9 protein-coding genes and 1 rRNA gene are annotated in these 12,302 nt (G+C 56.7%); 2 read left to right on the top strand and 8 right to left on the bottom strand.

All coding sequences use genetic code 11. The features are described 5' to 3' along the window. A 5S ribosomal RNA gene (gene rrf, locus EDB94_RS17825) occupies positions 1-85 on the top strand; the annotation flags it as partial. A gap of 67 nt (positions 86-152) precedes the next feature. Here rrf and EDB94_RS17820 read toward each other — a convergent pair. The 8 genes from EDB94_RS17820 to EDB94_RS17785 all read right to left on the bottom strand — a co-directional run bounded on the left by EDB94_RS17820 (position 153) and on the right by EDB94_RS17785 (position 11,533). After that, on the bottom strand, positions 153-833 hold the full coding sequence (locus EDB94_RS17820) for a sensor histidine kinase KdpD (RefSeq protein ID WP_108019099.1): 681 nt from the start codon (positions 831-833) through the stop codon (positions 153-155). Continuing rightward, complete coding sequence (locus EDB94_RS17815; protein WP_108019098.1) at positions 830-2,467, bottom strand: tetratricopeptide repeat-containing response regulator; 1,638 nt, start codon at positions 2,465-2,467, stop codon at positions 830-832. Before EDB94_RS17815 ends, EDB94_RS17820 begins: the two co-directional genes overlap by 4 nt. Continuing rightward, a complete protein-coding gene (locus EDB94_RS17810; RefSeq protein ID WP_108019097.1) occupies positions 2,464-5,982 on the bottom strand; it encodes a PAS domain-containing hybrid sensor histidine kinase/response regulator in 3,519 nt (1,172 codons plus the stop codon). The genes EDB94_RS17815 and EDB94_RS17810 overlap by 4 nt, the downstream gene beginning before the upstream one ends. Positions 5,983-6,035: 53 nt before the next feature. After that, positions 6,036-6,542, bottom strand: coding sequence for a hypothetical protein (locus tag EDB94_RS17805; RefSeq protein WP_014576695.1), 507 nt, complete (start codon positions 6,540-6,542; stop codon positions 6,036-6,038). Between the two features lie 97 nt (positions 6,543-6,639). Continuing rightward, on the bottom strand, positions 6,640-8,406 hold the full coding sequence (locus tag EDB94_RS17800) for a sodium:solute symporter family protein (RefSeq protein WP_108019096.1): 1,767 nt from the start codon (positions 8,404-8,406) through the stop codon (positions 6,640-6,642). Between the two features lie 6 nt (positions 8,407-8,412). Then, complete coding sequence (locus EDB94_RS17795; protein WP_008172923.1) at positions 8,413-8,679, bottom strand: DUF4212 domain-containing protein; 267 nt, start codon at positions 8,677-8,679, stop codon at positions 8,413-8,415. A gap of 213 nt (positions 8,680-8,892) precedes the next feature. Beyond that, positions 8,893-9,600 carry a PolC-type DNA polymerase III gene (locus EDB94_RS17790; protein WP_008172922.1) on the bottom strand — a complete coding sequence of 236 codons (708 nt, stop codon included), beginning with the start codon at positions 9,598-9,600 and terminating at the stop codon, positions 8,893-8,895. A gap of 16 nt (positions 9,601-9,616) precedes the next feature. After that, entirely contained in the window at positions 9,617-11,533 is a 1,917-nt protein-coding gene (locus tag EDB94_RS17785; protein ID WP_108019095.1) for a putative nucleotidyltransferase substrate binding domain-containing protein, read from the bottom strand. A gap of 170 nt (positions 11,534-11,703) precedes the next feature. Between EDB94_RS17785 and smrA the strand changes: the two genes are divergently transcribed. Further along, a complete protein-coding gene (gene smrA, locus EDB94_RS17780) occupies positions 11,704-12,285 on the top strand; it encodes a DNA endonuclease SmrA (protein ID WP_008172920.1) in 582 nt (193 codons plus the stop codon). Positions 12,286-12,302 lie beyond the last annotated feature (17 nt).

Here is a 12,302-nt window from a genome sequence, read left to right as displayed (position 1 = left end):
GATCCCATCCCGAACTCAGAAGTGAAACAGACCAGCGCCGATGGTAGTGTGGCGTTGCCCATGTGAGAGTAGGTCATCGTCAGGCTCCTAATACCGAAAACCCCAGCGTCCCCGATGCTGGGGTTTTTTATTGCCTCCAGAAAAGACCTGGATCAGGGCAGCCAGATCTCAAACACACCACCACCGAGGCTTCCACCGTTGTGGAGTTTTATCGACCCACTCCGCTTTCCCTCACTGTGCAGTCTGGCAACGGATGAGGCGAAGAACAGCCCGAGGCTGGTACTGCCACTCTTGAAATCAAGGGATTTGAAGTTGAGTGTTCCCGTGTGCTGCATGTTGTCGGGATATCCCTTGCCGTCGTCTTCAACACCGATCACCAGATAGCCGTCTCTCTCACCAGCGGTAAGCCGGATTCTGCTGCGGGTATAGCGGATGGCATTGTTGATGGTGTTATTGAGTACACCGGTCAACAGATCCTCGTCGAAAAAGCCGTTTATGTCCTCAGCGTCCACGGAAACATCAATGCCGAGCCCTTGCAGAAGAGGGTTGTGTCTGGCCAGGTGTTCCGAGAGGAAATCCGGCACAAAGTGCTCCTCAATGTGTGCCGAGAGGTTGTTCTCGCCAAGCCGGTAGATACCAAGGAGTTGCACCAGATCGTTGTGCATCCGTTCGGCTTCGTACTGCAGGGTATTGAAGCGGGAAGATTCCCCGAGGCTTTCCTCGTGCTCGCTGCGAAGCTCGTCGAGGGAATTAAGGAGCATGCCAAGCGAGTTCTTCATATCGTGAACGGCTGAGGCAAGTACCATGGAAAAATCAATATTCTGGTCTTTCATACCATCAGCCCCTTCAGTTTTCGTTGTAAGGCGATATAGCGCCGATGTTGGCGGTGTTGCTCCGGCAGTCCTGCCAGGCGATCCAGGCAAGTCTGGCAGCGTCTGAGGAGCTCAGCGTCACCGGGACTGTTGTCATTCTCCTTCATCAGCACCTGAACCAGGTTAAGGTTCAGGGCGGCGTGGTCCGGGACGATTTCCAGAGCCTTCGAAAAGATCTCCACGGCTTCTTGCAGGTTCCCGGCTTCGAACGCTTTTATGCCATCCCGGTTGAGAGTTCGGGCTTTGATTTTCTGCCGGAACCCTACGGGCTCATCAAGGAGGCTTTCAATCTTCTGAAGTATGTCAGGCTCGTTGCTGAACCGCTCTGACATCTCTCGTAACAGCGCTTTGGCGTCGCTTTCATGTCCGAGTCGAAACAGGGTCTTGGCGTAATCAAGACCCGTTGCGGCATCCAGGGCTGCGGCATTGTCGAGTTCCGGTCTGATCCTCTCGAGGATTTTGGTCGCCTCTTTATCCTGACCCTGTCCCGCATAAACCCGGCACTGGACGATCTGGCTCCGCAGACTGATACCTTCCTCAGCCTCGAATCGTTTTTCCATCTTCCTGAGAACGGTCAGTGCTTCCCTGGCTTTTTCTTTGCCTTCTTCTTCAAGATTGCCCTCGCTGAGGTCGGAAAGTGCCTGGCCCAAGGCGAGGTAATGCTCTGAATTGTCGTGAATCGAGTGGGTGCCAAGCTCTACTGTGCGCTGCCAGGCCTCGGATGATGTTTCGAGATCCTGGTTGGAGCCGGCCAGCTGTGCCAGATGCTTTTGCCGAAGTAGGGCATTGGGGGAATGCTCTATGGCTTTCTCCAGTACCTGCTGTGCCTGTGTCGGCCGGCCCTGCCGTTCGAACCCCTCTGCGAGAAGGTCATAGGCCTCCATGTAGTCCGGATGATTTGCAATAAGCTCTCGCAGGCCGTCGACCGCCTGGTCGAAGCTTCGATTGGCGAGCAGGACTTTGCAGCGTCCGAGCCTTGCCCAGGACAATTCCCGTTGCGCAAGGACGTCATCGTAGATTTTGAGCGCGTGGGCCAGATCCCCCAGCTGGAAATACAGGTCGCCCAGGGTTTTCATCAACCAGGTCTTGTAACGTGGCTGCCGGGGCAACAATTGGAGACAGAGCGAAATGGCTTCCGGGTAGTTTTCCCGGTCAATTTCCCGATTGATGGGCATGAGCGTGTTGCGCTGGCTGATCAGGGCGCCCAGACGTTTTTCGAGTACAGCCCGGTTTATGGGCTTGGTCAGATAGGCATCGGGCTGGTACTCCCTCGCCCCCATGACCATTTCCTTGGAGGTCTCCGCTGTCACCATGAGGAACAGGGATGAGCGCTTCAGCAATTTTTTGTACCGGAGGTCCTCGAGAATATGCTGGCCATTCTTGCCTTCTCCCAGGTTAAAGTCGCACAAAACGACATCCACGTGATTATAAGTACAGTGCTGGATGGCCTGACTGGCATTGGAAACCAGCTCGATAGAGTCAGCGCCACAACTGCGCAACATCTGGCGAATGGACAACCGGAAATTTTCGAAGTCATCGATCACGAGATAGTTGAGCTTGCCGAAAGGATTGACGTCCGCTTTGGTGTCGGTCATGAGCGCTTCTGTTTCAGTAGCTTGTTAACCAGTGCCCTCAGTGCAGCCGGTTTCACCGGTTTGTAGAGAATCTGGTAGCCCCGGTTGATGGCATCCTCCCGAACTTCAGGCGCCATATAACCGGTGATAAGTATGCCCGGGATGTTGGCATTAAGAGCACCGCGAATGCTGTCCATGGCATCGAGGCCGTTCTTGTTATCATCCAGCTGATAATCGGCAAGTATAATATCGGGCCGATTCCCTTCCAGTTTTTCCATGGCGTCTTCCAGGCTTTCGGCGGCCGTTACGTCACATTTCCAGTTCCCGAGCAACGCGACCATGCCCTGCAGGATAGCCGGATCGTTATCGATACACAGGAAATGCAGGCCTCCGAGGTTGGATACCCTGCGTGAGCCCGATGCGGGCTTGGCAGCTGCGGTCTCGTTCTGTTCCGGAGCCGCTGTTGGCACGGTGATACCGAAGACACTGCCTCGGCCCTGGACGGAATGGACGCTGACCGGGTGGTTCAGCATGCCGCTGATACGGTCAACGATGGCGAGACCGAGCCCCAGGCCCTTTTTATCCCGGCCATGCTGAAACCGACGAAATTCCTCGAAAATGTGTGCCAGCTGGTCCTCGGGGATACCGGGACCGGTATCCCAGACTTCGATACGAATATAGCCTTTCAGACGCCGACACCCGAGCAGAATCTTGCCTTCTGGCGTGTAGCGTATGGCGTTGGACAGGAAATTCTGGACCACACGACGCAGCAATTTGGAATCGGATCGGATCCAGGCGGTGCTGGGCACGACGTGCAGCTCCAGGTTCTGGTCCTTGGCGATTGCTGAAAAGTCGGTTGCCAGGTGGCGCATGATCTCGTTCACGGGGAAGACCCCGATATCGGGCTCCAATGCACCCGCGTCCAGCTTTGAAATATCCAGCAGGGTGCTGATGATTTCCTCGGCAGCTCCGAGAGAGCTGTCGATGTGGTCCACGAGATCTTTCATTTCGCCGTCGTCGGCTTTGCCGGCGAGGGCAGAGGTGAATAGCCGCGCTGCGTTCAGCGGCTGCAGAAGGTCATGGCTGGCCGAGGCGAGGAAGCGTGTCTTGCTCTGGTTGGCCTGCTCGGCCACGGATTTGGCCTTCAGCATCTGCTCATTGATAACCTGAAGCTCCTGGGTGCGCTCCTTGACCCGCTGCTCGAGATAGATGTTGGTCTCCTTCAGGGCCTGCTCGGTTCTGCGCATGGCCGTGATGTCCTGGAACGTGGTGACATAGCCACCACCGGGTATCGGGCTGCCATCGATGCGTAACACCGTACCATCCGGTCTCTGGCGCTCGTAGGACATCGGCCGTCCCTCACGCATGCTCGTGCAGCGATCGACGACGATCTCATCAATCCGGCGGGCAGATAAATTGGCATTGGTAAGGTTATAGCGCATCAGATCTTCAACAGGCCGACCGACCCTGACGAAGCCCTTCGGGTAGGTGAACAGTTCAAGATACCGGTGGTTCCAGACCACCAGTTGCTGCTGGTGGTTAACCACAGACACGCCCAGACTGATATTTTCAATCGCTGACTGGAGCAACTCCCGGCTGAAGGTCATGGCCTGGGACGCTTCGTCGACGATGCTGACCACATCCTCGATCTGCATGTCCCGGCCGGTGAGGGTCGATTCCAGGACCACTCTGGCGGTGGAGGCGCCGATCACCGAGGCCAGTTGGCGCTCGATGTATTTCATCAGGTGCGCCGATGCGGGGCGGTGCGGGTGCAAACGGATGGCGTTGCGGCGTTCGTAATTCCGGAAAATGGTTTCCGAGCGTTCTTCACCCATGAACCGGTCGGTAAGCGCCTGGAGGTCGGATGTCAGTATTTCGCCCTGCCAGCTCTGGTGCTGCGCGGTTTCCGCCTTGGGCTGCGGATCGTGGAAGAAGGAGGCAATCTGGATCTTTTCGCGGACACGTTGACGGGTCAGCATCGAAAGCACGATGTACACCAGCGTGTTGATGCCGAGGCTCCAGATAATGCCGTGACTGGTCTGGTCCAGCTCGGACCCGAAGAGGGCAGTGGGGCGTGTCCAGTTCAGTCCCCAGATTCCCTGCTCAATCAGTGTGTCGTTGACCCAACCGGTGGTGGCCAGTGCCGGCAGTAGCAGGGTGTAACACCACATCAGGAAACCAAGGCCAAGACCCCAGACGGCGCCCATGTAATTGCCCCGGCGCCAGATAATGCCGCCTACCAGCGCCGGCCCGAACTGCGCCGCTGCCGCAAATGACAGCAGGCCGAAGGCCGTCAGGCTGTAGTCTTCGCCGGCCATCCGATAAAAACCATAGGCGGTGAGCAGCACCACAAAGATAGCGACCCGGCGGATACTCAGGAGCAGGTAGCTGAGGTCCGTGCGCCGGTTCATGCCCGGTCGGAAAAATTTCAGCAGGGCCGGCATGATGATCTCGTTGCTGACCATGGTGGCAATCGCCACGGAACACACGATTACCATGGCTGCAGCCGCTGACCCGCCACCGAGGAACGCCAGTATGGCCAGCCATTCCTCGCCTGCCATGATCGGCAGCTGCAGTATCAGGATGTCAGGATTTCCAGCAGAGGCCTCGGGCGACAGCAGGCCCGCAGCGGCAATAGGAAGCACAAAGGCGCTGGCTACGATCAGGTAGATCGGCATCGCCCAGCGGGCAATCTCGAAGTCCCGATGATCGGTATTTTCAACCACCATGACATGAAATTGCCGGGGCAGGCAGATGATGGCGAGCATGGCAATGAGCGTCTGGGTAATGAATGCCGGCGCTTCGATACCATCGGTGGTCAGGGTGCCGATCAGGTCCGCGTCCCGGGCCCGTTCAAACAGGTCGCCAAACCCGCCATAGAGCCCGTAGCCAACGAACAGCCCCACGGCGACGAAAGCCACGAGCTTGATCAGCGATTCGAAGGCCACGGCCTGGATCATGCCCCGATGATGCTCGGTGGATTCCAGGTGTCGGGTACCGAACAGAACGGTAAAGACCGCCAGGGCAAGGGTGATGTACCACGCGGAATCACTCCAGGCCGCCGTGCTCAGCTCTTCATAGCCTGTTCCGGTAGCCGAGAGCACGTTGAAGCCCATCGCAATGGCTTTCAGTTGCAATGCAATGTAGGGAACACTGCCGATCAGGGCAAAGGTCGCAATCATTGCGGCCAGAAGCTGGGATTTGCCATACCGGGAGGCGATGAAGTCGGCAATGGAGGTACTGTTATTGCGCTTGCTGATATAGATGATCCGGCGCAGCAAGGGCGCACCGAACACGAAGACCAGCAAGGGCCCGAGGTAGATGGGGAGAAACCCCAGACCCTCCTGGGTGGCGCGTCCAACGGCGCCATAGAAAGTCCAGGAGGTGAAGTAGACTGCCAGGGAGAGTGCGTATATGTGTGTGCGTGCCAGGCGCCTGCGATATAACCCGGGGTGTTTGTCGCCGGCCCAGGCGATCACGAACAGGATCGAGATGTAGGTGATGGAAATGAGGACCAGCAGCCAGGCACTAATCATGGTTACGCGTTCCCGACAGTATCAGCAGGTTGGTGCATCACGCTAACGAGTCATCACTCGGCGCAGACGGTTTCATACAGGGGGTCTCCGGGCTCGAGCAGTTTAAGGTTATCCACTCGCGGGCTTCCGTCAGATCCCAGAGGTACCAGTTCGCGGGTCGCACAGTTAATGATGTGAACGCGATGAGAAACCGCGTCTGTCATCTTCTGCTCGAAGCGATAGAGGGTAAACCGGACGATGTCTTCGCTGCTGGTATCACGGCTGATGCTTTTGGTGTCGACCGTGGAAAATGCGGTGACGTAGGGGAGCACGAAGGTCCATGGGCGCCAAAGGATGCCGTCGGATTCTGTGCTCACAACCACCGCTTCGTCCGGCAGGCGTGCTTCTTTCTGGTCGAACCAGGTGTATTCCATGTAAATGAGATAGCCGAGCATGCCCGCGCCGGCGAAAACGGGGATGATCCACTTCGGGGCTTTGTTTCGAGTGGCGGCGCGAATACCCAGTGCAATACCGGCAGCGCCAAGGCCGCAAACTACAGTAGCGACAAATGTCCAGAACATATAATGACTTCCTCAAAAAAGAACGGGCTTCCTCATTGAGGAAGCCCGTTCAGTATCAACCTGTCAGTTCATCGAACAAATCAGGCTGAGATGTTGCTTAGTGGTCTTGAGCCTGACCGGCACCACGTGGGTAACGGACGCTTTCAACCAGTTCCTGAATCTCAACGGGCGGTTCTTCAGTTGCGTTGGATACAATGAAGGCTACCGCAAAGTTGACGATCGCACCAATAGCGCCGATTGACAGCGGGGAGATGCCCAGCACCCAGTTGTCCGGAGTGTCTGGCAGGTTGTTGGTGCCCGGGATGAACAGCCAGCCCTTGTACACGAAGATGTATACCAGGGTGAACGTCAGGCCGCTCAGCATACCAGCGATGGCACCGGTGTTGTTCACGCGCTTGGAAAAGATACCCATCATCAGCGCCGGGAACAGGGATGCTGCCGCGATACCGAAGGCGAGGGCAACGACCTGTGCCGCAAAGCCTGGAGGGTTCGCCCCAAGGTAGGTGGCAACAACGATCGCAACGGCCATCGATATCCGTGCTGCGAGCAGCTCGCCTTTCTCCGAGATCGCCGGATTAATGGAGCCCTTGATCAGGTCGTGACTGACCGCCGAGGAGATCGCCAGCAACAGACCGGCCGCTGTGGACAGTGCTGCTGCGAGGCCACCCGCTGCGATCAGGCCGATGACCCAGCCTGGCAGGTTGGCGATTTCCGGGTTGGCCAGTACCAGGATATCCCGGTTTACGACCAGCTCGTTGCCTTTCCAGCCGCGGGCTTCAGCCGTAGGCGCGAAGGCTTCGCTGTCGTTGTAAAGCTGGATACGGCCGTCTTCGTTCTTGTCGGTGAACTGGATAAGACCAGTAATTTCCCACTCCTTGATCCAGTTCGGACGCTCATCGTACTGGATCGGCTCCGCTGAGGTGCCGTCCGGGTAGATGGTGGTCATCAGGTTCAAGCGAGCCATAGAAGCAACCGCCGGCGCAGTCAGGTACAGCAGGGCAATGAATACCAGTGCCCAGCCGGCGGACCAGCGTGCGTCAGCCACCTTGGGTACGGTGAAGAAGCGGATGATAACGTGTGGCAGGCCTGCAGTACCGATCATCAGCGACAGGGTAAACAGAACCATGTTCAGTTTGTTGTCGATATCGGCGGTGTACTCATTGAAGCCGAGGTCGGTGATAACCTGGTTCAGCTTGCTGAGGATCGGCATGCCGGAATCCACGTGAGTCGAGAACAGACCCAGACCTGGAATCGGATTACCGGTCAGTTGCAGGGAGATGAACACCGCAGGAATGGTGTAGGCAACAATCAGTACGCAGTACTGTGCCACCTGGGTGTAGGTGATACCCTTCATGCCACCCATTACCGCGTAGACGAATACCACAACAGCCGCGATCATCAGGCCAACGGTGGAATCAACTTCCAGGAAGCGGGAGAAGGCAACACCGGCACCAGCCATCTGGCCGATAACGTAGGTTACAGACGCTACGATCAGGCAGATAACCGCTACGAGGCGGGCATTCTTGCTGTAGAAACGGTCGCCGATAAACTCGGGAACCGTAAACTTGCCAAACTTCCGCAGGTACGGAGCTAGCAGCATGGCCAGCAGAACGTAACCGCCAGTCCAGCCCATAAGGAAGGTGGAGTTGGCGTAGCCACCGGCAGCAATCAGACCTGCCATGGAGATAAACGATGCCGCGGACATCCAGTCGGCGCCGATTGCTGCGCCGTTGGTGATCGGATGAACACCTCCGCCGGCAACGTAGAAGTCACTCGTGCTTCCGGCCTTGGCCCAGATAGCAATTGCGATGTAGAGGAGGAATGAGCCCCCTACGAAAATGATGTTAATGGCAAATTGGCTCATTCGTTCTTACTCCTCGTGCACGCCGAATTTTTCATCGATCTTGTTCATGCGCCACGCGTAGTGGAAGATCAGAGCGATGAACGTGAGGATGGAACCTTGCTGGGCAAACCAGAAGCCCAGATCAGTACCACCAATCGGAATACCGGCAAGCATCGGACGGAGCAGAATTGCAAAGCCGTAAGATACCAGGGCCCAGACTATCAGGCTCCCGAATATCAGGCGCAGATTCGCCTTCCAGTACGCTTCAGCATCGTAGCTATGACCTGCTGACATAGGATCACTCCTGTTTTGTTGTTGTGGAGGTTGGGTGGGTTTTTGGTGAGGCACTTCTGTTAGAGAATTTATTATTCATATAAGTACTTCTCCGACTAGTTGTCCCTACTGACTTTACTGGTCAAGCGATTTATAGATATTGGCAAAAGGTCTAATTCTCAGTAATTTGGCGTGACGTCGGTCTATAAATGCGATGTTCCGCCGGGCATCGATTCAGAAACGATGCATGTTTTGCAGGCGCCGATGGTAATGGAGCTTGTCGTAAAGCCCTTTGAGTGTTTTTACCCCTTCCGACCGCGCCTTATTAAGTGCGACCAGGGTAAGTTCGGCTGTAGCGAGAGCATCGGAAGCGGCGTGGTGACGTTCGCTGACTTCAAGGCCGAAATAATCGGCCCAGTTGTCGAGTCCTTTGCCACCGGTCTTGGTGTTTGGAAAAAATGCAGGCATCAGGTCGGCCACGTCCATCCAGGTATGAGGCTGGGTATAGCCAAGCTGCGCCTTCAGGGTCTTTTCCAGAAATTTCTGATCGAACGCCGAGTGGTAGGCCAGGATCGGGTCGCCGTTCATCCACTCAAGAAGATAGAGAAGGGCATCCTCGATTTCGTGCCCCTGGGTCAGCGCCTCGGGCCCGATCCCGTGAATGAGCACGGTTTCGCGGATGTCGAGCTCCGGACGCCTGAGGATCAGGTCGAACTGATCGCCCAGATGGATAATGCCGCCGCGGATGGCGACGGCCCCGATAGCGATGACCTCGTCCTTGGAGGGGTTCAGTCCCGTGGTTTCAAGATCCAGCACGATCAGACGGCAGTCCGTAAGCAACTGTTCTCCTGGCGTTTTCGGGTTGGGCAGATTGCCAGGATCGTGGCTGCCGATTTTTCCGCCCCGGCGATGCTCAATCCATTGTTTGATCTGTTCCAGCATGTCTCGCGCCTGAAGGTCAGAGTTGGTAGGTAACTTCGAGTTTCTGTTGCAACCGCTGCGCCTGCCTGAAAGATTCCCGCAGGATTCGACGGTCGAGTGGGTTCAGATCGTCGGGATCGATGTAGTTGGTGAGCTCCTCTCCCTTTGCCAGCATTTCCTGGTGGGCCCGCATGCGGATCGCCTGGATCAGGCTATAACCTTCCTTCCAGGCGTTGGCATCTTTCGGATCGAAGACGCCCTTTTTCGCCAGCTCATCCATGCGCTCCAGCGTGTTCGCTGTCTCAACGCCATTCGCCAGGGCGAAAACCCGCACTGCCTCAACAAACGGCGCCAGGCCCTGACGCTTGAGGTCCAGTGAGTGCTTGTTGCCCTCGGATATATAGCGGAAATTGCGGAACATGGTGAGCGGCGGCTTCCGCTGAAACGCGTTCCCGGCAAGCATTTTCTGGAACAGGGCGTTTTTCCGGATCCGCGTGAGGATCTTGTCCAGAAGATCGTTCAGCGGCTCGGTTGGACCGTAGATAGCCCTCATATCAAGAAAAATTGAGGAATACACCAGGTTCTGGGGTGTGGAGGCATCAATGAACCGGATAAACCAGTCGTCCCACTCCTTGTCGCTCAAGCAGAGTTTCGGGTTACTGGCCATGATGTTGCCCTTGCACAGGGTGAAGCCACATTCGGCCAGTTCGTCGTTTACCTTTCGCGCAAAGGGCAACAGCTTTTCCCGGACCTGTTCGGCGGTCATCCCTTCCGGCGTCTGGAACAGTATGCCGTTGTCCTGGTCGGTCAGCAGGGTCTGCTCCTGGCGGCCCTCGCTGCCAAACGTCAGCCAGGTGAAGGGAATGCCCGGGTCGTTCTTCTTGATGTTCAGTTCCAGGACCCGTCTGACGGTTACATCATTGAGCGTGGTGATGATCTTGACCACCTGCCCGGAGTCGGCGCCGTGGGCGAGCATCGCATCCACCAGGCGTGATACGTCTGTTCGCAGGCTGACCAGGGTGCGCAGGTGGGTGGCCGTGCCAATGGTGCGGGCAAGGTTTACCAGGTCTACGCGCTGCAGGGAGAACAGGTCTCGTTCCGAAACCACGCCAATCAGTTTACGGTCATCGTCGATGACGCAAAGATGCGCAAAATGATGCTCCGCCATCAGCATGGCAGCTTCGAACGCATCCGCATGGGAGGGAAGGCAGCAGGGATTCTTGGTCATTACCTGCTGTATGGGCGTATCCAGGGGGCCGGTGCCCTCGGCGATCATGGTGCGAAGGTCCCGCAGTGTGAAAATGCCGGTCGGGATACGGTTTTCATCGGTAACGATAATGCTGCCGACGTTGTTTTCGTGCATTCGGGCCACGGCTTTACGCACCGGCAGATCGGGCGAGCAGACAATCGGATTGCGCAGGGCATAGCGTTCAAGTGGCGTATCGAGGGACGTGCTGGACCCGATTGAGGCCATGGCACTTGACTGTATGCGCCGGTTCACCTGATCGAGCAGGCTGCTGACGCCCCGCAGGCAAAAATCCCGGAAAGGTTCGCTTTCAGCAAAGAGTGTAACGAACGCTGTCTGCCCGATGCTGAGGCAGAAGGTGTCGCCGTCTGCCCGATGCAGGGTTCTGGTTGGCCGTTCGCCGATCATGGCGGCCAGGGGAAAGCACTCGCCCTGGCTGATTTCGAAGGTCGTTTCCGTGCGGTCTTCTTTGTCGTTGTGGCGCTCGCCACGAATCCGCCCCTGTTTGACCACGTAAAATCGTTTAACGACATCCTGATCCGGAGACAGCACGATATCGCCATCGGCGTAGAACTGGATGGAGGCGTTCTCCCCGAAATGCGCAAGATGGGAGTCATCCATGCTGGAGAAAGGCGCGTGTTCCCGCAAAAACGTCATGATGGCGCGGATGTTCTGCGGGCGGTCATTTTCCTGGTGCGCTGAGGCCATGTCCGTCGTCACTCGCTGGTTATTATTGTCCGTCTGAAGTGTAGTGTAGCCAAAGCATCTGTTGCCCTACGATTTTGGTCGCAATAAGTCTGACATAGATCAGTTTTCTTTAAGGCCGGTTACCCGGGTGGTAAAGTCGGTTTCTGAAACAGGTCATTAATTGTAACGCCATGACTACCAAAGAAGAGCGCCTCAGCTTCCTTGAGGAAATGAAAGACGTCCGGCGTATCCGCAAGCCCAACCGGGCCGAGGTGACAACGCCCCGGGAACTGACGCCAGGCCATCTGGAACGTCAGCGGGCGGCTGTTGAAAAGCCCGCGCGGGACACCAATCCCCTGACTTCCGACATGGTAGAGCCGCTTACGGCCCACGATATCCTGAGCTGGCAGCGGCCAGGCATCCAGCACGGCGTATTTCGAAAGCTCCGGCTGGGCCAGTATCCGATCGAAGCCCGCCTTGATCTGCACCGTATGACCGTTGAGCAGTCCCGTCGCGAAGTCTTCAGGTTCATCGGTGATTGCGTGCGCTATGGCCTGCGGTCCGTCATCATTCTTCATGGCAAGGGCGAGCGTAATCCTGATGGTATCGCCCAGTTGAAAAGCTACCTCGCCAAATGGTTGCCGGAGCTGGACGATGTCCTGGCCTTTCATTCGGCCCAGAAACACCATGGTGGTACGGGGGCTGTTTATGTCATGGTGCGAAAGAGTGACCGGGATAAGCAGCATAATCGTGAACTCCATGGCAGCCGTTAGGGCTGCCAATCCCAGGT

It is taken from the genome of Marinobacter sp. 3-2 (genome assembly GCF_003751355.1).
Classification (GTDB): Bacteria; Pseudomonadota; Gammaproteobacteria; order Pseudomonadales; family Oleiphilaceae; genus Marinobacter; species Marinobacter adhaerens.
Note: the sequence above shows the minus strand (reverse complement) of the source record. Positions and strands in the feature narration are given on the sequence as shown.